Consider the following 22966-nt stretch of genomic DNA (forward strand, 5'->3'; position numbering starts at 1 on the left):
CCCCGATGATGGGCTTCGAGTAGGTCGCCGCCCGCAATCCGATGTGACCGCGTTGGAAGCGGTAAATGGCGGGTATCGCGGTCGCTCCGTGCCATTTACCGCGACACCCTTATTGCCCGTGCAGCCGACGTTCATCCGCGCCAGTGGCGCAGTCGCCGACGCGATTGCGCATCAGTTCGAACCGCCGCGCGATGACCATGCAGGAAAGCTAAGCCTGCCCGTCAGGCGCGTCCCGAATGGCAAGAAAGCAGCCCCGAAATCGGCCGGGTGCAATCGACGGTGAGGGAATGAATTGCCCTTGCTGTACGAGCTATCAGGCATATCGGAACAGCCTCGCCGGACCATGCCAACCGCCGCTGATCGTTGTTGGACCGAGTGCGATTGAGCGGGTTGGGGGTATGCTATCTCGCGTTCTGAGAGCCTTATCGCAGCCCGTCTAATCGACCGATTCGCAGGATGGGCATCGATGCGGATCAGGATCGTCCGGCTGCCGCGCGAACCATTTCCGGCTCCTTGGGCGTATGACCTGGAACGGGTGCCGGGCACGCCAAACCATCGCGCCTTACCCTTATTTCCCCGCCGGCTATGCCAGCTCCTCGCGGCCGCTTCGCTCCAAATAAGCGCTTGCGCTCCGGTCCTTCGCTGACGCTCCGGCCCTGGCGGGTTCGCGTGCCCGTCGCCCGTTCCTTTGGTCCGCCCATCGCCCGGAAATGGTTCGGGCGAAGCATTCAAGGAGACGATCAATGCCCGCAATCGGTTATGTCACCCGCGAAGGCGAAGCCTTTAAGGGCCAGCTCAAGACCCTCTCGATCCGCACCGATATCGAGATCCTGCCCAACCGCGCCAAATCCTCGGACACCCAGCCCGACTACCGGGTGACGGCAAGCGGGGTCGAGGTCGGCGCAGGCTGGGTCCGGCGCAGCGAATTGTCCGGCAAGGACTATGTCTCACTGAGCCTTGCCGCCCCCGAATTCGGCCCGCGTCGGATCTATGCCAATCTCGGTCGCGCCGCTGGCCAGGAGGATGCCGACACCTTCGCCATCATCTGGAACCCGGCCGACTGAGCCCCCTGAGCGCTCCCGCGCCAGACGGCGCGGGAGCGCTCTTCGCGCGCAGAGGGAGTGGGGTCGAAAACGCATCGATCGATTTGCGACCCTGCCCGGCGCGGCGGGCTTGGGCCAGCTTTGGATGACCGCGGCATTGGGCTGCGGCAACCAGCACGGACTTTGCACTCATGGACGATACCGCCGCCGCGCGCGCCAAGGCCGCGCGCGAAACCTGTCCCTTTCTGACCGCCAAACAGACCGCTTTTCATCTCGGCATTGCGCGCTCGACGCTCAAGGCGATGCGGCTGGCCGGCAAGGGTCCGCGCTGTCGTCGGCATGGCCGGACCTGGCGCTATCATATCGACGATATCGAGGCCTGGTCGGCGGCGAATGCGCGGGGCGGCGATCATGGCTGATCTCCGCGACCTGCCGCTCTTTGCCTTTGAAGACGCGCTGAGGCGGCATCGTCGCCAGCGCCGCAAGCTTCGCCGTCGCGGCCTCGCGCTCGCGCTTGGCATTGCGGCACTCTGCGTCACGATTGTCTTTCCGCCGCGCGCGCGCCTCGTTTGGAATGCGAGCGCAAGCGTGCCGATCGGGCTTTACCGGGTGGGTCCCGCGCGCACGCTGGTCCCAGGCGATCTTGTGGTTGTGTGGCTCCCCGGACCTGCCCGCCAACTTGCCGCCGAGCGGCGCTATCTGCCGTCCAATGTTCCCGCGATCAAGCAGGTCGCTGCTGTGGCGGGCATGCGGGTCTGCTGGGTCGGTGTCGCTCTCCAGATCCATGGCCGAAAGGTCGCCCGGCGGCTTCATGCGGACCGGTTTGGCCGTGCCATGCCGCAATGGGAGGGGTGTCGGACACTCGCCAAAGGCGAACTCCTCCTTCTCAATCCGGCGAGCCCAGCCTCGTTCGACGGACGCTATTTTGGGCCCAGCCGAACCGCAGATGTCGTCGGGACAGCCCATCCGATCTGGACCTGGGGTGCAGCGGAGACAGGGACGTGAGCCGGTTCCCCATGATCGTGTGCGGGGCCTTGGTTCTGTTGATTGCCGCACCCGCTGCCAAGGGCGATCAGGTAGAAGCGCAGGCCTCTGAGCAGCCGGTATCGACCGATCCGGTTGGCCGATGGCGGGTTTATTCAGGCGAAGCGTCGCAACGCTTCGGTGTCCCGCTTGACTGGATCGAGCGAGTGATGCGCGCTGAGAGCGGCGGCCAGACGCGGCTGAATGGCCGTCCAATCACCAGCCATGCCGGGGCAATGGGGCTGATGCAGATCATGCCCGCGACATGGGCAGAACTGCGTGCAAGGCTTGGGCTCGGGCCGGACCCGCACGATCCCCGCGACAACATCCTTGCCGGCACCTTCTACCTCCGGATGATGTATGACCGGTTCGGCTATCCGGGCCTGTTCGGTGCCTATCATGCCGGGCCTGCGCGCTATGCCGAATGGGTGACCAGTGGACGCGCGCTCCCCGCCGAGACCCGGGCCTATCTGGCCAAGCTCAGCAACCGACCCGGCCCATCCATCGCTTCAGGATCGCCAGTGCCGCCCGCGTCCCTGTTCGCCATCCGACGCGCCGATCCTGATCACGAAGCCCGTCCGCCCAGCGCAGCGGAGGGTTTGTTTGTCCCGCTTTCGACCCAAGCGCCAGCATCGTCCGAACAACCATAGGCGCAAGGGAAAAAGCGGGTCCCTTGCCGAGACGGAGGGGAGGGCTCGTCTCGGCAAGGCCAAGCATGACGGCCGTCGCAGCGGCTGTGCAAGGCCGGCGGCCCCTCCAATTTTGCCGCGATATGGAGCGCGCTTCGCGCGCGCCGTTGCTCGTTTCTGCGCGACAAAATCGGTTCCTCCGCCGCCGCTTCGCGGCGCACAGGCTGCGCCTGCGCGGCCCTGACAGCCGCTCCGTCGACCGTCTTCGAAGGACTGTTCTCAATCATGAGGACGTCAAGCGAAGGAGGCTGAGATGACAATGGTTCAGACGGTTGAGGGGGTATCGGCCCATCACACAGATCGGGTCATACAGGCGCTGATCGCGGGCCTCGAGATCGAGTTCGGGCACGGAGCGGGTGAGGCGCTGGCGCAGCGATTTATCGAAGCCGAAGAGAGCGATTTTCTCTGGCAGGCGCGGGTCACGGAACGGTGGCTTGGCAGCTATGGCAGCGCCGAGGAGGATGCAGTCGAGCTCGATCGGATCGCGGTCCTGAGCAGGTTGGATCATCGCTGGTTCGTGGTGGTGAGCATCGTCGATGGCGATGGGAACGCGCATGGCTTGATCGGGCGGCGTCAGTTCCGAAGCGAACGGGCGGCACGCCAGGCCTTTGCAACAGCGCACTGATCGCGGGCACCAATCGCCGGGACAAGCAGGCTGGTCAGGTACCTGCGTCCCGGCTTTTTCAGGACCTGGCTCGGTCGGCACTGGTGCGGGCAGTGCGGTCGGAACGGGCGGTAGAGCAGGCTCGGACGGGGGAACCGCGTAAGGCAAGATAAAGCGCCGACACGGGTCGGCGCATAAGTCCTTGTCTGCACATCCTTTTTCTGGGGCTGAAGCGGCACTGGTGGTTGGCGGACAGTGCCAGTGCGCCCGGAAGGCTTTGTTTTTCAATAGCTTGGCTGGCACCGGTTTTCCTGTCGGCCAGGCTGGGCCACATTGCCTCCGGGGCGCGCCAGCAAGGGCTGTCCGATGAGCGCCGACGATGATTTTGAACCCCATTTGGGGCGGCTGCGCAGCCGCCCGCCCAAACGCGCGCGGCGCTACCTCAAGCGCGTGCTTGCGGCCACCAATCTTGCGCGTGGTGGGGCAGCGTCTGTCACACCCAAGGTCCGCGCCGCCGGCAGCCGGATCGGCCGTGCCGCCGGGGTGGGCCGGCTGCTCGCCAGTCGCGGGCGGATGAGCGCGCTCGGCCGCCGCCGCGTCGTCATCAAGACCCGCATCGTCCGACTGACAGCTAAGGGCGCAAGCGCAGCGGCTGCCCATCTGCGTTATCTGCAGCGGGATGGCACCACGCGGGAGGGCGAACGGGGCAGGCTCTACGGGGCCGACCGGGAGGCAGTCGATGCCAAGGAATTTCTCGCACGTGGTGCCGGCGATCGCCACCAGTTCCGCTTCATCGTCTCGCCGGAAGACGGCGCCCAATATGAGGATCTGAAACCGCTGGTTCGCCGGCTGATGGCGCGCGCTGAAACCGACCTTGGGACCCGGCTTGACTGGGTCGCGGTCGATCATTTCAACACCGGCCATCCCCACAGCCATGTCATCGTCCGCGGCGTCGACCAAAAGGGGCAGGATCTGGTGATCGCACCCGACTATCTAACCCGGGGCCTGCGCGAGCGCGCCGCCGAACTGGTCGAGCTTGATCTGGGTCCGAAAACGACCCGAGAAATCGCGCGCGGCCAGCTCGCCGAGATCGAGGCAGAGCGCCTGACATCGATCGACCGGCGGCTGCTTGGGCTGGGCGGCGAGGAGCGTTTGGTCGAGGCGACCGGCACTGGCGCATTTGAGCAAACGCTGCGCGCTGGCCGGCTCGCCAAGCTCGAACGGCTCGGGCTTGCCGAGGCCCTGGGGGAGGGCCGTTGGCGGCTCGCGCCCGACCTTGCCAAGACACTCACCCGAATGGGCGAGCGCGGTGACATCATCCGTACCATGCAGCGCGCCTTTGCCGCAGCGCGGGTCGAGCGTTCTGCAACCGACCAAGCCATCTACGATCCGGCTGCGCCCAACGCAGCGCCGCTGGTAGGGCGGGTTCTGCTGCGAGGCCTCGCCGATGAGTATCGCGATAGCCATTTCCTTGTTGTCGACGGCATTGACGGGCGTAGCTACTATGTGGCGCTCGGGCGCGAGCTCGCCGAGGGGATTGGCGAAGGCGCTGTGGTGGCGGTCATGCCCAGTCGCACCGGCGTACGCGAGGTCGACCGGACGATCGCTGAAGTCGCTGCCGCCAATAGTGGCCGCTACGATATCGACGCACATCTGGCGCATGACAGACAGGCCAGCGAAGAATTTGCCCGGAGCCATATCCGGCGACTTGAGGTGCTGCGCCGGGGCGGTGCGGGCGTCGAGCGAATGGCGGATGGTAGCTGGCGGATCGCAACTGACCATCTCGAACGGGTCGAGCAATTTGAGGCGGAACAGGCGCGAGCGCGTCCGGTGAGGGTTGAGCTGCTTACGGTCGAACCCGTGGAACGATTGGCGACAGCGGACGGCGCGACCTGGCTCGATCGTCGGCTGCTGCGACCACAGGATATGCCGGCGCGGGACGCGGGGTTCGGGAGCGCATTGCGCGATGCCGAAGCACGGCGTCGACAATGGCTGATCAACGAGGGGCTGGGCAGCGAGATTGGCGGGGTGTTCGAGCCGCGTCCGGGCATGATCGAGACCCTGCGCCGCCGTGAGCTTCTTCGGGTTGGCGCGGCACTGTCGCGCGAGCTCGAACTACCCTTTGCCGAGGCCCGACCAGGCAGCTTTGTCGAGGGCATCTATCGGCGGCGGCTCGACCTGGCGAGCGGGCGGTTCGCATTGATCGAACGCGCGCAGGATTTTACCTTGGTGCCCTGGCGACCGGTGCTCGAGCCTTATGCTGGCAGGGCAGTGTCAGGCGTCGTGCGCGGCGAGGGCATCAGTTGGTCGATCCGGCGCGCGCGAGGCGGGCCGACAATCTCCTGAGCCTCCTCTGCAGCTAGGCCTGGATTGGTTCCCAATCAGAACAGCCTGGGCTGTGCCGAGCGGTCGTGCACCAGATGCGGTTTTGCCAGCTGTGCCGCTTCAATGGCTCGGCGATAATGGATCGTTCCATACCGCTCGGCGTCATCAAATCCGACAGGCGCCAGCTCCTCGGTGGGGAAGCAGGCATCATAGATTGCGCGGGCGGCAGCGCGGAGGCTGGCATCATGCTGCATGACGGTCTCCAAATCATTCGAATCGCCGGGTACGGCGGCGGCTTCAGGGATAGAACATAGATAGAACACTTCGCAATCCCGTTTCGCTGCCGGTCCGCCCATCGTCGCAAGCTGTTGAACGCCAATGCTCAGTTTTGACCGCAGGCAGCAAAGGGCTTTCCGGTGCTCGCCATCGCTGAGCAGCGGGCTAGCGGCACGCCAGCGACAATCCGTTGCGCAGCTAAATACAGCCTAGCCAACCACCCCGCTCGGGTCGCAGATGAACGGCTTTATTCCGAGGGCTCTCCGTCAATATCTTGGCCTCACGCCAACCGTTAATTTGGCGGCGCGTTAAATCCGTTTGTGATCGCGCCTATTAGCGCCGAACGGCTGGAATGGTGTCGTCGTGAGACGAGCCACCTCCATCGCCGTCGATGGGGCTATCCGTTGTAGGCACCGGCTTGCTCATGCCTTCTTGTTCGTCGCCCAGCACGTCAGCCTCGTCGCCTGCTGGCGTTACTTGGGTTTGCGGAGCAGCGGAGTCACCAACTCGCTTTTGCAAGGCATCCAGCCGAAGGTCGGCATTTTCGCTCGTTTCACCTGCTTTGATTGCTACCGCTAAATACCGGGCGGCAGCAGTTTCCGGTTCAAAATATTCAAGTTCGCTAGTCAGGCTTTGGTCTGCCGCGATCTCTGCAGTTCTGACCGCCTGCAGATCAAATGCGCCACAGCGATCGAGTGCCGCCCACTCAAATTCCTGCGACAGCCCGTCATAGCAGCTTTGTGAATAGATCATCGCGCCCGACAACCCTTCGGCGGCATAAGCGAGCCGCAGATGCCGCAACCCGCGGGTCACCTGCGCTGGCGCCAGTGGAGCGACTGTGGCGGGGGGTTCGATCGCTTCGACTTGATTGGTCAGGGACGCTACGCCGAAAGGTTGCTCGGCAGTGATCTCGGGCTTCTTCGTATCACACTGGCTCACAGTGATGATAAGCGCCACGATCACACCGATGATAAGAGCGAATTGGCAGCCTTCCTTGTTTTCTTGCGCCTTCACCGGCGTCGCCTTGGATTGTGCCACGCCAGCCCCCTTTTTTACTGCGTTGCGCAACGGAGCGCGTCAGCCAAGAATTGGACTTGCGCTCTCGCGATTCTTGCTTAGCCTTTATCGATAGGGGGAAGCAAGTTCATGGGCTACGTGCGAATATCTCCGGGTGATCTGGATCACTCACTCGTTGCCGATAGCGCTCATTGGATTGCCCGGTTCTACCCTGACTTGAATGTTTCTTTGGAAGGCCATGATCTGGTCTTGCGTAGTGAGCATCGCTCTAGCAGCGAATTGAACGCGCTTTGGCAGGTCAGTCTCGCTAACGAGCGTCTTTTTCGCCTCAACCGGTCTCGTCGGTCTGAGACATTGGCGGCGCTGACATGACATTGTGCATGCCGCTTCGTACTCGTTTGATGTCAACTGATCGTGCCTTATTGGTCAACGATGGCGGTGGATTTTTCAGTGCTACCCCTGATTTCCTTGATCGGCTTTCGGCCGGCACCTTATCGCCATTTGAGCGGCAGTTTGTTTTGGAGCGCGGGCATGGCGTGGACAGCGCTGATCCGCTCAGCCAGACCGCTCATCTCTACAACGTCGCAGAGCGTCTGACACTTGCGGGCCCTCTTGATTATCTGATCCTCGTTCCGACGCTCCGCTGCAATCTTTCCTGCAGCTATTGCCAAGTTTCTCGCGCCGCACTCGACCAGACAAAATATGACTGGAACGACGCGACGCTGGATGGGGTGCTTAGCTTAATTGACGATCTCTCAGGACCCCGCATCAAGATCGAATTTCAAGGCGGCGAACCAACATTGAGGCCCGATCTCATCCGTGCGGTTATCGATCGCGCTCGCCACTTCGAAGAGCGCCAATTCGTAATCTGCACCAACCTGCAGAACCTCGGACCAGAGATCCTATCCCTTTTTGATGAGCCTGAGGTGTTTATCAGCACCTCGTTGGACGGTGACTTCGAGACACATCTGCGCAATCGAACGATAGTCTTCGAGGCGACCAGCGAGTTTCGGCGACACCTTGCGACGGTTGTCGAGCGCTATGGGCCGCAAAAAGTATCGGCGCTGCCGACGATCGATCCCGAGCGGCCTCCAACACCTGACGCGCTGATTGACGCCTATCTTGAATTCGGCCTCGAGAGCATCTTCCTTCGGCCGATCAATTATCAGGGGTTTGCACGCAAACACCATGCAAGCTCGCGCGAGCAGGATATGGCCTGGCGGGCCTATCATGAGAAGTTTTTGCGCAGACTGATCGAGCGAAATTGGGAAGATCGGTCGGTCGTGCTCGAAGAGAGCTATTTCAGCATCTGCCTGCGGCGCATCTTCCAACCCGGTGCGGATCGCCATGTCGATCTTCGTAACCCCAACCCTCTGGGCTATGATTATGTCGTGATTGACTATGACGGGCAGGTCTATCCGACGGACGAGGCACGCATGCTCTCACGCTCCGGCGTGATCGACCTATCCATCGGCGATGTGCATTCGGGCTGGGATACCCCGGCGCGTGCCACCCTGAATGCGCATGCCTCAAACCTTTTCGACCCGGCATGCCAGCGCTGCGCCTATCAGCCCTATTGCGGCCGCGATGTTGTCGATGACATCGCACGCTATGGCCGGATCGACCTGCCGCGGCATGAAACCGAATTCTGCCGCAGGCACATGAGCCTGTTCGATCTGGCCTTCCGGTTGATCTACGCGGACGACGAGCCAACGCGCTACTCTCTGGCGCGATGGCTGCGGTTGGAAGGCACGCCGCTCACATTCGGGGAGCATTGCGCTTGATCCCGCTAAATCTCTCCGCGGTTGCAGAGCCTCAACTAGCCTTCGTCACGCGCCTTCGGCGCATGCGCAATGAAGCGGGGGAGTCGGATTCGGTTTGGATTGAGGGAACTGGCGATAGCCATGTCTTTGCAGGCCAAGGCGGCCTCGTTGTAATTGAGGGCGCGGACGCCGCTGCACTGGATGGCGACGTTATTCTAGTGGATCCACAGCGCGGCCGGGCCGAGCGCCTGATCCGCGCCGGCTCCGCTCACAACACACTGCTTGTCACTGAGCAGTGTGACCAGCTTTGCGTCATGTGCTCTCAGCCCCCGAAAAAGACCCATGAAGACCGGTTTGCGCTGCTTGAACAGGCTTGCCTTCTCGCCGAACGAGACGCGGTGATCGGGGTCACCGGTGGCGAGCCGACGCTCTACAAAGACGAGCTGCTCGGCATGATCGAGCGGGTGATCGAGGCCCGGCCGGATCTTGCTTTCCATGTGCTGACCAACGCACAGCATTTTAATGAAGAAGATGTCCTGCGGTTGCGAAAGCCTGCATTCAGGCAAGTGACGTGGGGCATCCCGCTCTACGCCGCACAAGCCGATCTTCATGACCGGATTGTCGGGAAGTCAGGTGCCTTCGCCCGCTTGATGGAGAGCTTTTCCCATCTCGTTCGCGCCGGGCAGCGGATCGAGCTGCGCACCGTCCTCATCCAGGATAACGCGGCCTCGTTGCCTGAGCTTGCGCGGCTGGTCAGCGCGCGGCTGCGTTTCGTCTCGGCCTGGTCGATCATGCAGCTCGAACATATCGGCTTTGCACGCGGGCGCTGGGCTTCGCTTTATTTTGCGCATCATACGGAGTTTGAGCTTATCGCTGAGGCGATCGACATGGCACGACTGCACGGTATTCATGCACGCCTGTTCAATTTTCCGCTATGCACGGTACCGGAGCCGTACCGCATTCTGGCAGCGCCATCGATTTCCGATTGGAAACGCAAATATGCGCCAGGCTGCGAGGGCTGCCGTGAGCAGGAGAGTTGCAGCGGCTTCTTTGAATGGCACCCGCAGGACGCGCTAGGCGGGGTCACACCTTTATGAAGCGAGTCGGCTTTCTCATTCCGAGCCTCATCGCTGCCGGTTTCTCCGGCCATGATGGTGCAGCCCAGATCCCAGGAATAGGACCGCGCATGTTGAACGACAGCGACCCCGGCCTGTTCGAGATCTTCAAACAGGACCACAAGGTGACGTTGGCCCAGCACCGAAGTCATCGCAGCCATAGTTCGCACCGAAGCCATAGCAGCCATCGTTCCGGTAGCGGTGGACATTACAGCCATACGAGCCACCGATCGAGCACGGGTGGGAGCTACGTGCCTAGCGTTCCTGTCTATACTGCACCAGCGCCCAGTCCTCCGCCGTCCCCGCCACCATCCCCCTCCTATCCATTGCGCAGCGCGCAACCTGGAGAAGCGGCGCCTCCTCGGACATCATCGGACTTACCAGCGTTGAGCGGTCGCAGCGAGCGGTTCAAATCAATCGTGCGGCGGGTGCAAATCGCTCTGCTCGCTCAGGGCTTCTACGAGGGGGCGATCGATGGTGTGGTGGGCCCTGCGATGCGGGGTGGCATGCGTCGTTTTCAGGCGAAGCGGGGCCTTGCGGTAACAGGTACCATTACGCCTGAATTGCTGGACGCACTCCGCATTGCCAGCGAATAGGCCCGTGGTGCGTAGATATGTCGGATGGTGCCCGACCTTCAGTTCAGCAATGCGCCCTAGTTTCGGCCGCTCGGTTGTGCTCACGACCATCCTGAAAGCTGCCCTTCATTCATCGCGCTCGCTGCGGTGACATGGAAGTCCGACATTGGGACAATTCTGCCGTTCACGAGCGTCAGTGGCAATGGTCGGCTCTGGCGACAGCGGAAGTTCAATTGTTTGCATTGCCCGCTCTTTGATTGGTCGAGGAAAAACGCTCTATAGAATTGGGAACGGATTGCGCGTTGGCGGAACCGCTAATCTCAAGGAGGCTGAATTGGCGGATTCGGACGAGTTGTTTGCGGCGACAGGCGAATTTGAGAGAATCGCAGCGTTGGGCAATGAGCCCGAGATTCGAGGCACAATCCAGGCCGTTATCGATACGTGCAACAAGGTCCACGAAGCATTCTCCGGTTCGTGGTTGGGTTACCATGCAAGGGTCTATCAGCGCGATCTTCGAGCACAGCCCGGCGCGCGCTTCGATCGCCAATGGGGGCTGCGCGAAATGAGCTTCGCGAGTGAGACGTTTGGGCAATGGGCGCAATATGATCGTAATGTGGTCCGCAATGCAATATTTCAGCGTGCCGGCCATACAGTGGAGGTGATCTCCGATCGGGTCGATGCCGCGAAGCGCGATTTCGTGCGCGTCAAAGGAGCCGTCCTGTCCATATTGTCGAGCACGCTGGCCGAGCGCGATGATAGCTTTTTACGCAAGCTGAAGAGCGATCTCGAAAAGGTGAAGATCTTCTCCTCCCGCGAGGCGACGTTGGTATATCAGCCCAGCGGTCAGTTCATGACCGCCGACACCGAAGCGATATCCGGAGGTTTGGTCACCCCGGCGCATTTCGAAGTACTGGGGGAAGCGAGCGCTATGGCCACGGTGTTCAGCGCTGGTCAGCAGGCAGCGGATATTGTGCGGCAGGCGGCATCACACGTGGATCGTATGGCCAAAAAGACGCGACGCGACGATCGGATTGGGACGAATGTCTTCATCGGTCATGGCCGCTCGCCGTTGTGGCGCGAGTTGAAGGACTTCGTCGCAGACCGGCTCCAGCTGCCGGCCGACGAGTTTAACCGTGTTCCGGTCGCGGGCGTGACCAACATCTCGCGCCTCTCCGAAATGCTCGATGCCGCAGCGATCGGCTTCGTAATCATGACCGCGGAAGACGAAACAAACGAAGGTGCGATGCGGGCACGAATGAACGTTATCCACGAGGTGGGCCTGTTCCAGGGGCGATTGGGCTTTACGCGCGGCATAGTGATGCTGGAAGATGGATGTGAGGAGTTCTCCAACATCCAAGGCCTCGGCCAAATCCGGTTTCCGAAGGGACGGATTTCGGCTGTGTTCGAGGATGTGCGTCAGGTATTGGAGCGGGAAGGCATTCTCAAACCCTGACCGGGACGACGTTGTCAACTTCGGGTGCAAGGGCATCGGGTATCTTCATCGGTTAAGGGAGCGCTGAGCCGGAGGCGCGAGGGCCACGTGTCTCTCAGAAATGCCTCAACGGCCTCCGGCGCGCCTGCAAGGACTTCGGCAAGCTCGACTGACTTCGCGGCCCCGGGGAGTGCACATTATCGGGATGGTCGTACGGCTGCCATTTGGCGTGTGTCGTCATCGCCAGATAGGCCCGCCCCGCCGGGCGGGAAGTTTCTCGTAATCGGCCAAGTCCGCTTCAAAGGTTGATGCTTACCTACGCGCGTTCCATAACCTCAGAATAGTGATCCGACGACGAAGGGAGAGATGACAGACGGTCGGTCCGCACTGCTCGGCAAAGGCGCCGGGGCGTTGTTGCCGCCGCTGTTCCGCCGCGTGCGAGAGGAACTCGCGCGCCGCGGCGCCGGCGACTTACAGGCGAGCAATCCGGCTTCCGTCGACAAAGAGCTTGATGAAGCGATCCAGGTCCTTCTCGGGGAAGCCGACACCCTGCCAGACCAAGTCCTCGTCTGGATCAAAAGTCTATTGTCGGACCCGCCGCAAGTTTTTGCGGACGCGGATGCGCGCGACTGGCTGCGCCGGGACGATGTGCGCACTCTTCTCAAGCAATCGACCTTGGCATTGGTCGCCGGCGCCAGTCTCGACGCCGAGATCGAGGAAGCAAAACGGCTCTATGCCGTTTCGTCGGATGACGGAGCTTGGCTGGGTGAGCCACTGTTCGTCTATGGCGTTTCGTTCCTAGCCCTTACCATGAAAGCCAAGGTCAGCGCCGATACCAAGCTGATCCTGTCCGCCGCCAATGTGCACGCCGAGCAGAGCGGCGCCCGGCTGGAGCGGATCGAGACAAAGCTCGACGGAGTGGCAGCCTCCATTCGCACGCAGGGCATGACCGCTGAAGCCAACGTAGAGGGCCGCTGGCTTCCAGTTACATTCGTCAGCGACCGGGGCCTGGCCCCTGCCCTGCTTGGCGAGATGCTCGGTCCAGCCGATGTCGCTGCCTGCCCAAGGCTGATAGAAGCGGACACTCTCCTTGCCCAGCTCGAGGCGGTCGGAACCGCCCGCCTCGCCGGGGTACCCGGTGCCGGCAAATCAATATCGATGCTGCAGGTTGCCAACACGGTTGCCGAGCGAGGATGGCGAGTGGTTCGCCTAGACGACGCGAACGCGTCACTGCCGCCACTCATCGCTACGAACGATCCTGTTTTGCATCTCATCGACGACGCGCACCTTGCCAATCCAGGGCAGATGCGGCGCTTGGAGGAAAGCTGCGGCCCATCATCCTGGCTCTTGAGCGCTCACACGATCGCCGCCGGAAAGGCCATCGTACGCGGCACGGTGCATCTCGATGCCCTTCGCGCCGTGAAGACCATTGCGAGCGGTCTCGGGGCCGATTACGCGCGAACCTTTGAAGCCGTGCGTCGGCTCGATGACCGGATCGGCGCATCGATGGGCGACGAGCGGCTGGAAGACCGGCTCAAAGCAGCGGCGAGTGCGGATTTCCCGTGGCAGTTCTGCTTCATCCTGAGTGGCGGATGGCAGCGCGCTACAGTATTGGCTGCGTCCGCCCGCTCGGTTGGGGCCGATTTGACACTGGCAGCACTCGCGATCCGCCAGCTCGCAGCGCGCGATGCCCATTGTTCTCCCGAGACGGCTCAAGTGTTGCTTGACGGCCTTGTGGAAGACCAGCGGATCGCGGCTGCCATCGACTGGCTACTCGCCCAACGTCTGCTCCTGACGCCCGATGACCTGCGGTGCCCGCACCAGCGCTTCGGGTCGGTGCTGATCGACCGGGTCCTGACCGGAGCCGAAGTCGAGCAGCGGCAGCGCATCCGCCTTGTTCTGCAGCGTGTACTGAGCGATCCGAGCCTACCCCTCGCGGGGCTCGCGACGTTGCTCCACGAGTTGCGATATGCTCATGCCGGGAACCGCTACCGCGGCTGGTCCTCGATGGTTGATCCGGACTGGCTCGAGCCGGGGCTAGCACGATGCTTGAGCGCGCAAACCCCGATCGAGATTCGCGATGCCGCTTGGTTCCTGTCCGAGATCGGCGGAATTCATCCAGACGAGAAGGTGCTTTTCGCGGTACACGAGGCAACGATCTCGGACTGGATCACCGGCTGCCCAGCTGGCGCATGCTATGCCCTTGGGAACCTGGTAAACCACATCCTCAATATTGACGAGGCGCTGGGCAAGTCGATCCGGGACCATGTCGACGGCGCGGTCTTCGCACGGAATATCGATGCGGGTGACGCGCGGCGCGCAGCAGAAGTAATCGCTCTGGCATCAAAGCTGCGTTTGCATTGGGACAAGTCAGCGGGACGGGCGGCATTCCTGCAGGCGCTCGATCGACCCGCACTATCCAGATTGATGGCACAGTGGCCGGCATCACTCCCGCTTTCCTACGCTGCCGAAATCTCCGAATTCATGGTCTACGCAGACGAAGCCTATGGATTGGAGATCACGGAGGCGCTTTCCGGAGCAATTGGAGCCGCTATCGCAGCCGACCCGATCGACGCTTTCCACGAATTGAACGACGTCATATCGCATTCGCTCAGACTGCTGGATGTGCTGGGCATCTATGTTGGCAAGCGCGCGCCCAATGGCAGGCGCAAGGCGATCGGCCGGAAATACGCTGCGGCGTTCGCCAAGGCGCCGCTCGCGGCGTCGATCTCGTCCGCGAAGAAGCGCGATTATCAAAGCTGTGCGATGCTGCTGTCGTTCCTGCATGACGTCGCGCGCGAGACGTTCGGCACGGTTGTCCGATCTATCGATTGGGACGCAGTGAGCAGGACGATCGGCGACGACTGGTCCCGCAGCGGTGGCGACGGAGAAGTGCTGCTCGGCGTCGCCTTCGGCGATCCCCAAGTCAGGCCGGCACTCAGAAACCTAATCGCACCCCATCTTCCGGCCATGAACGTCATGGCAGCCCGCCTTGCGCTCATGTTCCCTGACCTCGCCATAGAACAGCTCGATGCAGGCCGCCTGGTCGGCTTCGATCATCGATGGGAATGGGCAGCGCTTATCACCGGTCATATCGCGGCGGTCCGCCCCGATCTTCTTGACCATCTGTTGCAAACCAACCTGAAAGAACTGGCGGATAGCCTATCGCAACAGCACCCCAATTATTTGCACGAGAAATTCGTTCTGCTGCGCATCCTAGCCGATGTCGCGCCCAATGCGTTCGACCGTCTGCTGAGCCTTATCGACCCGGTCGATGCTGCGATCGGCTGGCGCAAAGCGCTCCGAGGAATTCGGAATGAGTATGAGCGCGACGCGCAGGCGAACGCCCGGGCGCTAGCTGCTTTTCTCGTCGAGCACGCACTGGAAAGACAGGACGCAGTCGGTGCCATGGCGCGCGACCTGCGCGAGACCTTTCCTCGCGCGTCTAGTCCCGATGCGAAAACCCTCGAGTCTCCAGGCCCTTATGCCGCGATTGACCATCACAACGCATGAAGGAGTGCGGAGAACCCTAGACCTAGCTGCAGAAAATAGGGCCTGCGGCGGAGGCAATGGCGAAGAGGAGGCGCTTGTGTGAAGCGACAGAAATAGGTGCCTCACAGCTTTAAACCTGACAGTCGGCAACCGGCCCATTTCCCGCCATTGAGTTCGTTGCATGCTTACGACCGCAATTGGGCCGTTTTCGGACTGACAGCTTCTGGGCGACTTAAATCGAAAATTGGACATTCGTTCACGCGGCTGTTGAAGCCGCTAAGACCCATTTCCGGACGTTAGCGGAGCAATTGCGGCTCGCCGCATTCAGCCGCTCGTTAATGTTCGGCTTGGACATGGTGCGACGGTTTGGGAGCGGGAGGGTTACGATTTAACACATCACAACCGCGCCACTCGCAATCCGGCGGGTCCATGCGAAGGCTTAGTGAGATCAGGACAGCTTTCGGGCCAGATCCTTCCAAGCCACCTTCGCGACGCTCGGGTTTTTTAACCAAGATGGCATGTTACGCGGCGGTGTATCGCCCTTGTACATAGCTATGACTCGTTTGCCGAGTTCTAAGCTTGTCTTTACCTCCCACTCGACCCATTGGCTGCGCGCGGTATTTTCGGAAACATATACCACCGTTGTCGAGGACTGGTTGATACGGTCCTTGAGCCGCGAGCGGATGTATTCGGCTCGTTCGCTGTTATACGGCTCACGCACGGAACGATCGTTGAATTCGATGTCGCTGTTCTCGTTCTTGGCATGTGCTCGGACGAGGTTGACCTCGTCAATGTCCTTCATCGAAAAACTGATAAATACGTTCCGGCGCCCACCCTGCAGCGCCTCTTTCGCCTTCTGCTCCAGCCCTTTCACATCTCCCAGTCGACTGTAGCCGCCCCCGCCGCTGCCCCCCATCAGCCCTCTCCCTCGAAAATAAACTCACGGCAGGCGATGCACGCACCGCAGGGCTCGGCTTCCCCTAGATGACACGAATATGAACCCGAGAGCCCCTTCTCTTCGGCTAGCCGCACCACGTCGCGCTTGTGGAACGCCGCAAGCGGCGCGAGTACACGGACGGGCTTAGCCACTGCCATCGCGAGGGTCGTCTCGGCCGACTTTAGAAAGCCTCCGGTTTGATCGGGAAAGAGGCTGGTATCCTCGTGCAGCAAACCGATGGAGACGGCGTCCGCGCCAACCTGTGCGGCATAGGCCGCAGCGGTCAGCAAAAACAGGAGGTTCCGTCCCGGTGTATACGCATCCTCGTATACCCGTTGGCCCGTATCGGTGAGCCCGGATCGGATGAGCTGGCCAAATCCACTGAGACTCGCCGTGGCCGGCGCAGGAAGTCCCAGCCGCTCCATGCCTCGCAGACAGGCCGTGAACTCTTGATCGCGGGCGCGCTGGCCGTAGTCGATAAACAGCGGATATTGCGTCAAGCCCTCCTCCTTGGCGAGACACGCCACGAGGAAGGAGTCAAGACCGCCGGAAACAAGTGTGACGACGCTCATTCAGCCCTCTCTAGTCACTCTGGCGTTCGCGACACGCATGACGATCCAAACGGCCCAGTCCAAAAACCCGACGGGCAAGCCAAAGCCCGCGGCGTGATCCCTCAGTGCGATCTCGTCCCGTCGATAGTCCGCCATCCTGCGCATCGGCTTCGGATCCGCAGTCAGACCCATCATCATCATGTAACTGATGAGATGACGATCAAGAACTGCTAGATCATAACTTGCCCCGATATTTCGGAGAAACATGCTTGCCTGTTTCGGCCCCAACCCCTTGGCATTGGTGACCAACCATCCCCGGGCTATCTCGATGTTGCCGAAACTCTCAAGCAGGTCGGAAAGCCCCTTCGCTTCCCGCCGCACCTCAACGACCGTCGCGGTCAACTGGCGAGCACGACTGTCGGGAAACCGATATCGCCGCGATGCTCCACCTACGTCGAACGGACATCTCAACAGTTCCGCCATCGCAACCTCTAGGTCGCGCGGTGCGACCCCCTCCTCCATTAACAGGCCACTTGCCTCCAACCGGACGGCTGCGGCCTGCGCCGTCTCGTATGGAACCTGGCTGCTCAGCACGCAGCAGGCGAGCTCAGTCCACAGCCGGCTTTCAGTCCACAGCGGCGGGGGGTCCGCACTCAGCTGACGATCAATCTCGGCGCCGACTACACCCACGGCGTGGCGGATCCGCTCCGGTGACAGGAAGGCCATCAGAGCACGTCCGGGAGCGCATTCCGCGCCTGAATCAGCGCGCCCTTGGGCAGGAGGTGTGCGAGGAAGGCAACTAAGGCCTTGTCGTCGTGCAGCGCGTTTCGAAGCTTCTCGAGCCAGGTCTGATAGAAGTCGAGATTATGCATCACAGCCTTAGTCGTGTAGCTGACGGCGGGATCGAGCGCAGCCGACGCAGTGACGAGTGAGTTAGCGACCTCCGCCTGATACCTGAAGAGTTCGAATAGTTGAAAGTGATGCAACTGGGAATGTTCGGCGTCGAACGTGTACCTGCACCACTCGAGACCATCGAAGCTGTCAGCACCGGCAGCAGACAGGAGCGCGAGGCTGATGGGATTTCCCGCCCCGAGGATGTGGATCGGTTGGTAGCGCCCCAGGCCCTTGAGGGCTTTGCGGATGGCCACCATGGTCCGCGCCCGCTCGAACACTCCCGAGCCCAGCTCTCGCTCGGGAATGGCGATCATCACGGGTTCGAGGGCCTGCGCCACCAGACGCACCACCGGGCCGGCCATATCGGTCTTAAAGTCGTCGTTAGGCAGCTGCGGCAGATGCACGATGGGAATGATCGGCGCTGGACTCAGCTTAGCAGTACGCTTCGCCGCGGAGATAGCGGCCCTGGCGACCCTGTCAGCATTTCCACGTGGATTAAGCTCATCGAAAGCGAATGCGAGATCGTGGGGGGTCTTCTCCAATGCAACCTTGAAGGTTTCGAACGTCCACGCTCGGTCCTCACGCCGCGCTTTTTCGTAGTTGCCGGAATCCAACAGAATGGTGGCGCCGCGTCTGCGGCGCCGCTCGAGAGTTTTGATCAGGCTTTTGGGGGCGTCCGGACCGGTATCGTAGGCAGAGACAAGAATCGTCTCCGCCCCAAACATATCAAGCGTCCGGAGCGCCGCAGCGGGAGCCAGCCGGGTCTCGTGAGAGGAGACCGAGAAGAAAAAGATCGGCAATTCCACGGCGCCATTCATCGTTAGTCGCTGCGGGCGTTCGTCGGGCCGCCGCCTCTCGATCGCAACACGAATGCGCTCCACAAGGGAGGGTATCTCCGGTCGATCGCGTTCGCCTGCCCAGCCAAGCATTTCGCTCGCCTGTAGGCTTCCGTAGCCCATCGGCGCCTCTACATCGTGGATGCGGACGGGGAGGATGGCCACCCCCGCCTTCCGTGCGATTTCCAGTTCATCGTGCATATGCGCGTTCAGGGTCGCCGCTGCGGACCAGACGGGAACCAAGACCTCGCACGTGCGGATTTGCGTTTTGATTTCCGCCCGATAGTCACCGGAGACAAGGTGTCGGTCCCACCAGACCGACCAATCTTGTTCCAGCATGGCCTCCAGCGCGGGCGGGATTCCTGATGCGTCGTGGCGCGCATAGATGATGCATATGTCCACCAAACAGATTCCGTCCCTTGTCCTCTAACCGAGTTGCTCGGCGTCCCGCTCGGGCGGCGCCCCGCCCGCTTCGGCCGGAGGCTCTCTCGAGCTAATCCAGCAGCTCCAATAAAGCGCCGTGGTGAAATCTCCCGTTCGCAGCACGCCCTCCGGCGATGTCGAGTCTGTCTCGCGAAGTACGACCATCCTGCCAGCGTCAACGCGCCGCGCCAGTTCGGCGAGGGCGGCCGGTTCGATCTGGTCAGCTAAGACAAGAAACGCTCCGTTGGCTGGGAGATCGCCCGACGGGTCGTCCAATCGGAGGACACGCACTCCCAGCTGCTGAAGCCGCCACGCCGCCTCCTCGCACAGCCAGCGATCGGCAAGACGTGCCGTGGAGCCGACCAAATGAACCTGCCCGTCGCTACGCGCGTATATCGCTCGGCCGCGGGTGGGCCCGTCCCACGGCCGCGGCAAAGGGAGCACGCGGCTTGCCGCATATTGGGACACGCAACGTGAAGCAGCATGCGCGGCTTCGACGGGATCTCGCCCGAGATGCGCCCATGCATAGGTAAACGCGGCACTGAACACGTCACCGGTGCCGATCTTGAAAATCGAATCCGACCAGAAGGCAGGCACCCAGGCAGATGACCGGCCCCGCGTGTGCACGAACGCCCCTCGGACGCCGCATTTGGCCACAACGACCTCCACACCGGATGCGACAAGGGCGCGCGCAGCCCCGTCAAGATCGTCGTGTCGGGAAGCAGCTCGCAATTCCTGAGCGTTTAGCACGACGGCAAGCTCCTGCGCCGAGGAGCCGTTCCGGCCGAAGGGCTCAAACTCTCCGACACTCTGGGGATCGTAAACGACCCGTCGTCCGCGCACGATCGCCTCACCCTCGACGAAGCCAAATCGCAGAACAGCATCGCCAGCGGCCCAGATAGGAGGCCGGCGTTGGATGTCGGAGCGTAGAGGGGCGAGGACCGGATCCGACAAGGGGTGAAAATAGGCGAATGCCAACGCGCTTGCGCTGTCGGCCGCTCTGACGTCGATGCCCGCTGCTATGAAAGGATACAGCTCGGCTTCGCGCGCTTTCGGAAAATAGGTGTGAAGGGCCACAGGTCCCTGGCCGATCAAAGCCTGCGCGGCCCGTCCACCCGAACCGTAAAGCGCCCGCCAATGAGGCGCTTCGCAGGCTTCGAAGTAGCAGCCGCCAGCGATGACGATCGGTTCCACGGCCGCTTAGTCAGTTCGAACGGTCGCGCAGGGCCGACCGTCTGGCGAGCCACTGCGTGTGTTCACGGGAGAACGCTTCCTCAGCGTCGTCAATGAAGATCGCCAGGGCAGCGTCGTCCGCGATCTCGGGAGCACGCGACTTCAATATTCCGATCTCGGCGGCGGTGAGCCCGTAGGAGGCACCAAGTTCGTTGAAACGCTTGATCTGCATCCATCCGAGAACGGACGCTCCGAGGAGGACCAGTGGGTCGGGATGAGCGTAGATCCAACCGGGCTGGTCCAGCCGGATCAGAAGCACGACGAACGCGATCACGTATAAGCAGCCGAGAGCGACCGCGAACCTCCGACCAGTGGTCGAGTTCGATTTGGACTTTTTGCTGTACCAGTCGAGCTGGTCATCCACGCGGTCCCGCATATAAACGTCTAGCCGTTCAGATCGCGGCAACATGCGAAGCGCCTCCATCTCGCCGGTGATTTGGTCGCCTCCTGCGCTACCGCCGTCGAACTGCGAGCCTATGCTGCGGTTGGCGTCAAGCAGCTCTTGCAGCATCTGACGCAAACGGCTCCGATCCTCCGCGTCGTGTTCGAAGGGTTTGGCGATCATGGCGAACTTCCAGGAGATGGTCTTCACCGATTCCGCCAAAGCGCGCGCCTGATACCAGCGCTGTTCAGGATTCAGGACTGATCGGACGACAAGCGTAGCGAGCGCCGCCCCCAACAGCATGCCGTACGGGATAATGTAACGCCGATCAGGGATCATATTGATGCTGAGGACGGCAACCGCCAGGAGCGCCGTATATTCCGCCAGCACTAGGCCGAAGTACAGCGACTGCTGACGATCGGAGGCGCGATCCGCAATGCCGTGGAGAGCGGGAAACTTCATGCCACCTTCCGCCAGCCTTCACTGGCCATAGAACTATAACTCACCCGGCGACGGGATGTCGGCCACCGCCACATCCGGCGGGAACGCGCCTAGGATATGAGCCTTCGACTCCTGGTAGGTTTCGATTTCCCATAGAGCAGGCTGCTCCCCCATGAACCTGCCCTCGAACTGATCGCCCTCATGCTGCTTGCCCAAGGAGTATGCGCAGTTCGCAAGCGTCGCCAACACCCAGCGCCGGTCGGATCGTTCATCGAAGGACGGCGTTTCAATCAAGAGCGATAGGGTCTCGAACAGCACCGTCCGAACCTTCCGCGCGCTCAGACGATCGTATAGGGCTTCGTCCGGATCCGCCTGCAACGCCTGCCTGAATTCGTAACACAGGGCTAGATTTTCGCCGTTGTAGTAATCCCGCCGGACCTCGAAGCCTCGTCCATAGTAGCGGATGGCGGCATCGAGCTGAGCCCGATCACTCGTCAGATGCCAGAGCCGCTTGCGAATCGCACCGGTGATCCCGAGAGTCTCCGGATCGTTAGACGCGTCGGGGCTCAGCTGATCCATGATCCGCAGACCCGCTATCAACGCCTCCAACGGCGAAGGCTTCTTCGTCTTGTAGGTCGCCAAGCCAAGCTGCTGGATGATAAACGGGTCCGGACCCTTCAGATGGGCGGCCGCCTGAAACGCTTGCACCGCGCCCTCAGGATCGCTGGCCTTCATCGCCGCCTCACCCCTTTGCATCAGTTCCGAAAGCCTCTCCTGAGCGGCCTCAGTCTCGTCGACCAGGTCGGAGAATTCCTCTTCGCTGAGCCTGGGCTGCATGAGCCGCGGAAGATAGGTGTAGACGGGGCTGTCCGTCCTGCCCGACGCCATAACCTCTTCGATCAGGATTCCTAAATCGCGGCTGGCGCGCTGAGCTTCACGTGCTCCGATGTCTTCACCGAGGTGATCGTACTCGAAGGTGTTGACGTGATTCAGGTCGAAATAGAGCCTGCCCTCGCGCTCCTTCATGATAATGGTGCAATTTGGCCGCAGCGCATGCCGCACCCCGAGCTCGTATACTGCGTTGACGTTACCCGTCGAAATGTCGGCGATTACGAGGTCGGACCGAAGCAGCATCTCGTACATGGGTGTGTCGATGATGCCGGAATGCGTTATCTCATCGGCCCTAATGCACCGCAAATTATGCTTCGCTGCGGCCGGTTCAATGATCGCCTCGTAGGTAGCGTCTAAGTCAATCGTCCGCCCGGATTCGAAGTCGGTTTTTTTACCGAAGCCCATTACAACGAAACATATGGCACGACTATCTTCGGTCATAAGATCAACACCGCTATATCCGAGATGATGGGGCCGGCGCGGGGGTCGACTGGGCGAGGCGCGGCCGCCCCGACAGGCGCCACCTATCCACGGATCAGTATCCGACTTTAGCGTCGTTCAGGGCATCGACGATCCGGTCCCGTTCAAAGCTGGTTGCCCAGGACGTGCCGACGTTCAACAACCCCGCAGGGGTGACGCTGGCCTTACTCAACTTCACCGCCGCCAGCTTGAGCTTGATATCGGACTGTTTCGCACGCGCAATCTCCCAAGTCATCCAGTCGCTGGTGCTACTCTTCTCGCCAACAATGACCAACAGGTGCGTGGCAGATTTCATTAACTTCGTCAGGGATGTCTTAATTACTCCAGCATCGTCACTGTTGATGGGGACATGAGGTCCACGACTGTCGAACTCGAAGTCGAAATTTGCATTGGCATCCCAAGCCTGAAGGAGGCGCTTGTACAGGGCATCCTCCGAGTGATCGTAGCTGACGAAAGCCTTTGTTTTTGCCATCACGCCCTCTGTCTTCAGATCCAAGATTCTCCTCGATCCGCGACAACCATACCGACGCGGAGATATGTGGCA

21 protein-coding genes are annotated in these 22966 nt (G+C 61.5%); 11 read left to right on the forward strand and 10 right to left on the reverse strand.

Going from position 1 to position 22966, the window contains the following annotated elements; translation table 11 throughout:
- The first annotated feature begins 743 nt into the window (after positions 1-743).
- The 6 genes from ACNI3Q_RS07040 to rlxS all read left to right on the forward strand — a co-directional run bounded on the left by ACNI3Q_RS07040 (position 744) and on the right by rlxS (position 5705).
- Positions 744-1064: a DUF736 domain-containing protein gene (locus ACNI3Q_RS07040; RefSeq protein ID WP_426275211.1), complete on the forward strand. Its 321-nt coding sequence runs from the start codon at positions 744-746 to the stop codon at positions 1062-1064.
- A gap of 170 nt (positions 1065-1234) precedes the next feature.
- Positions 1235-1462, forward strand: coding sequence for a helix-turn-helix transcriptional regulator (locus ACNI3Q_RS07045; protein WP_260021030.1), 228 nt, complete (start codon positions 1235-1237; stop codon positions 1460-1462).
- Positions 1455-2048 carry a S26 family signal peptidase gene (locus ACNI3Q_RS07050; protein WP_426275214.1) on the forward strand — a complete coding sequence of 198 codons (594 nt, stop codon included), beginning with the start codon at positions 1455-1457 and terminating at the stop codon, positions 2046-2048. The genes ACNI3Q_RS07045 and ACNI3Q_RS07050 overlap by 8 nt, the downstream gene beginning before the upstream one ends.
- Positions 2045-2716, forward strand: a complete 672-nt coding sequence (locus ACNI3Q_RS07055) for a lytic transglycosylase domain-containing protein (RefSeq protein ID WP_426275216.1) — start codon at positions 2045-2047, stop codon at positions 2714-2716. The genes ACNI3Q_RS07050 and ACNI3Q_RS07055 overlap by 4 nt, the downstream gene beginning before the upstream one ends.
- A 298-nt stretch (positions 2717-3014) precedes the next feature.
- Complete coding sequence (locus ACNI3Q_RS07060) at positions 3015-3380, forward strand: hypothetical protein (protein WP_426275218.1); 366 nt, start codon at positions 3015-3017, stop codon at positions 3378-3380.
- A gap of 345 nt (positions 3381-3725) precedes the next feature.
- On the forward strand, positions 3726-5705 hold the full coding sequence (rlxS, locus tag ACNI3Q_RS07065) for a relaxase/mobilization nuclease RlxS (RefSeq protein ID WP_426275220.1): 1980 nt from the start codon (positions 3726-3728) through the stop codon (positions 5703-5705).
- Positions 5706-5740: 35 nt separating this feature from the next.
- Here the strand turns inward: rlxS and ACNI3Q_RS07070 are convergent, their stop codons facing one another.
- Both ACNI3Q_RS07070 and ACNI3Q_RS07075 read right to left on the reverse strand, forming a co-directional pair.
- Positions 5741-6040: a hypothetical protein gene (locus ACNI3Q_RS07070; protein ID WP_426275222.1), complete on the reverse strand. Its 300-nt coding sequence runs from the start codon at positions 6038-6040 to the stop codon at positions 5741-5743.
- A 253-nt stretch (positions 6041-6293) separates the two neighbouring features.
- Complete coding sequence (locus tag ACNI3Q_RS07075; RefSeq protein WP_426275224.1) at positions 6294-6998, reverse strand: hypothetical protein; 705 nt, start codon at positions 6996-6998, stop codon at positions 6294-6296.
- Between the two features lie 359 nt (positions 6999-7357).
- On the opposite strand from ACNI3Q_RS07075, the gene hxsB reads away from it, so the two are divergent.
- The 5 genes from hxsB (at position 7358) to ACNI3Q_RS07100 (ending at position 15375) form a co-directional block, all read left to right on the forward strand.
- Positions 7358-8761 carry a His-Xaa-Ser system radical SAM maturase HxsB gene (gene hxsB, locus ACNI3Q_RS07080; protein WP_426275226.1) on the forward strand — a complete coding sequence of 468 codons (1404 nt, stop codon included), beginning with the start codon at positions 7358-7360 and terminating at the stop codon, positions 8759-8761.
- A 62-nt stretch (positions 8762-8823) separates the two neighbouring features.
- Positions 8824-9837 carry a His-Xaa-Ser system radical SAM maturase HxsC gene (hxsC, locus tag ACNI3Q_RS07085; protein WP_426275228.1) on the forward strand — a complete coding sequence of 338 codons (1014 nt, stop codon included), beginning with the start codon at positions 8824-8826 and terminating at the stop codon, positions 9835-9837.
- 89 nt (positions 9838-9926) lie between these two features.
- Positions 9927-10451 (forward strand): peptidoglycan-binding protein, encoded by a 525-nt coding sequence (locus tag ACNI3Q_RS07090; protein ID WP_426275649.1) that lies wholly within the window; start codon positions 9927-9929, stop codon positions 10449-10451.
- Between the two features lie 313 nt (positions 10452-10764).
- Entirely contained in the window at positions 10765-11883 is a 1119-nt protein-coding gene (locus ACNI3Q_RS07095; RefSeq protein WP_426275230.1) for a TIR domain-containing protein, read from the forward strand.
- Positions 11884-12273: 390 nt separating this feature from the next.
- Positions 12274-15375, forward strand: coding sequence for a hypothetical protein (locus ACNI3Q_RS07100; RefSeq protein WP_426275232.1), 3102 nt, complete (start codon positions 12274-12276; stop codon positions 15373-15375).
- Between the two features lie 427 nt (positions 15376-15802).
- Here the strand turns inward: ACNI3Q_RS07100 and ACNI3Q_RS07105 are convergent, their stop codons facing one another.
- The 8 genes from ACNI3Q_RS07105 to ACNI3Q_RS07140 all read right to left on the reverse strand — a co-directional run bounded on the left by ACNI3Q_RS07105 (position 15803) and on the right by ACNI3Q_RS07140 (position 22918).
- A complete protein-coding gene (locus ACNI3Q_RS07105) occupies positions 15803-16270 on the reverse strand; it encodes a TIR domain-containing protein (protein ID WP_426275234.1) in 468 nt (155 codons plus the stop codon).
- On the reverse strand, positions 16270-16863 hold the full coding sequence (locus ACNI3Q_RS07110) for a 7-cyano-7-deazaguanine synthase (protein ID WP_426275236.1): 594 nt from the start codon (positions 16861-16863) through the stop codon (positions 16270-16272). Before ACNI3Q_RS07110 ends, ACNI3Q_RS07105 begins: the two co-directional genes overlap by 1 nt.
- Positions 16864-17568 (reverse strand): 8-oxoguanine DNA glycosylase, encoded by a 705-nt coding sequence (locus ACNI3Q_RS07115; RefSeq protein WP_426275238.1) that lies wholly within the window; start codon positions 17566-17568, stop codon positions 16864-16866.
- The gene (locus ACNI3Q_RS07120; protein WP_426275240.1) at positions 17568-18974 is read right to left on the reverse strand and encodes a toll/interleukin-1 receptor domain-containing protein; all 1407 of its coding nucleotides are present in this window, start codon (positions 18972-18974) and stop codon (positions 17568-17570) included. Before ACNI3Q_RS07120 ends, ACNI3Q_RS07115 begins: the two co-directional genes overlap by 1 nt.
- Positions 18975-18998: 24 nt before the next feature.
- The gene (locus tag ACNI3Q_RS07125) at positions 18999-20189 is read right to left on the reverse strand and encodes a carbohydrate kinase family protein (protein WP_426275242.1); all 1191 of its coding nucleotides are present in this window, start codon (positions 20187-20189) and stop codon (positions 18999-19001) included.
- Positions 20190-20199: 10 nt separating this feature from the next.
- A complete protein-coding gene (locus ACNI3Q_RS07130) occupies positions 20200-21072 on the reverse strand; it encodes a DUF4231 domain-containing protein (protein ID WP_426275244.1) in 873 nt (290 codons plus the stop codon).
- Positions 21073-21105: 33 nt separating this feature from the next.
- A complete protein-coding gene (locus ACNI3Q_RS07135) occupies positions 21106-22383 on the reverse strand; it encodes a tetratricopeptide repeat-containing protein (RefSeq protein ID WP_426275246.1) in 1278 nt (425 codons plus the stop codon).
- 94 nt (positions 22384-22477) lie between these two features.
- The gene (locus ACNI3Q_RS07140; protein WP_426275248.1) at positions 22478-22918 is read right to left on the reverse strand and encodes a TIR domain-containing protein; all 441 of its coding nucleotides are present in this window, start codon (positions 22916-22918) and stop codon (positions 22478-22480) included.
- Positions 22919-22966: the final 48 nt, after the last annotated feature.

This window comes from Sphingomonas eleionomae (assembly GCF_049889035.1).
Lineage (GTDB): Bacteria > Pseudomonadota > Alphaproteobacteria > Sphingomonadales > Sphingomonadaceae > Sphingomonas.

What these genes read in the sequence shown, in the direction of transcription:
- ACNI3Q_RS07040 (WP_426275211.1), top strand. Translation starts at nt 744, where the DNA reads ATGCCCGCAATCGGTTATGTCACCCGCGAAGGCGAAGCCTTTAAGGGC.
- ACNI3Q_RS07045 (WP_260021030.1), top strand. Translation starts at nt 1,235, where the DNA reads ATGGACGATACCGCCGCCGCGCGCGCCAAGGCCGCGCGCGAAACCTGT.
- ACNI3Q_RS07050 (WP_426275214.1), top strand. Translation starts at nt 1,455, where the DNA reads ATGGCTGATCTCCGCGACCTGCCGCTCTTTGCCTTTGAAGACGCGCTG.
- ACNI3Q_RS07060 (WP_426275218.1), top strand. Translation starts at nt 3,015, where the DNA reads ATGGTTCAGACGGTTGAGGGGGTATCGGCCCATCACACAGATCGGGTC.
- rlxS (WP_426275220.1), top strand. Translation starts at nt 3,726, where the DNA reads ATGAGCGCCGACGATGATTTTGAACCCCATTTGGGGCGGCTGCGCAGC.
- ACNI3Q_RS07070 (WP_426275222.1), bottom strand. Translation starts at nt 6,040, where the DNA reads ATGGGCGGACCGGCAGCGAAACGGGATTGCGAAGTGTTCTATCTATGT.
- hxsB (WP_426275226.1), top strand. Translation starts at nt 7,358, where the DNA reads ATGCCGCTTCGTACTCGTTTGATGTCAACTGATCGTGCCTTATTGGTC.
- hxsC (WP_426275228.1), top strand. Translation starts at nt 8,824, where the DNA reads ATGCGCAATGAAGCGGGGGAGTCGGATTCGGTTTGGATTGAGGGAACT.
- ACNI3Q_RS07090 (WP_426275649.1), top strand. Translation starts at nt 9,927, where the DNA reads ATGTTGAACGACAGCGACCCCGGCCTGTTCGAGATCTTCAAACAGGAC.
- ACNI3Q_RS07105 (WP_426275234.1), bottom strand. Translation starts at nt 16,270, where the DNA reads ATGGGGGGCAGCGGCGGGGGCGGCTACAGTCGACTGGGAGATGTGAAA.
- ACNI3Q_RS07110 (WP_426275236.1), bottom strand. Translation starts at nt 16,863, where the DNA reads ATGAGCGTCGTCACACTTGTTTCCGGCGGTCTTGACTCCTTCCTCGTG.
- ACNI3Q_RS07115 (WP_426275238.1), bottom strand. Translation starts at nt 17,568, where the DNA reads ATGGCCTTCCTGTCACCGGAGCGGATCCGCCACGCCGTGGGTGTAGTC.
- ACNI3Q_RS07130 (WP_426275244.1), bottom strand. Translation starts at nt 21,072, where the DNA reads ATGAAGTTTCCCGCTCTCCACGGCATTGCGGATCGCGCCTCCGATCGT.
- ACNI3Q_RS07135 (WP_426275246.1), bottom strand. Translation starts at nt 22,383, where the DNA reads ATGACCGAAGATAGTCGTGCCATATGTTTCGTTGTAATGGGCTTCGGT.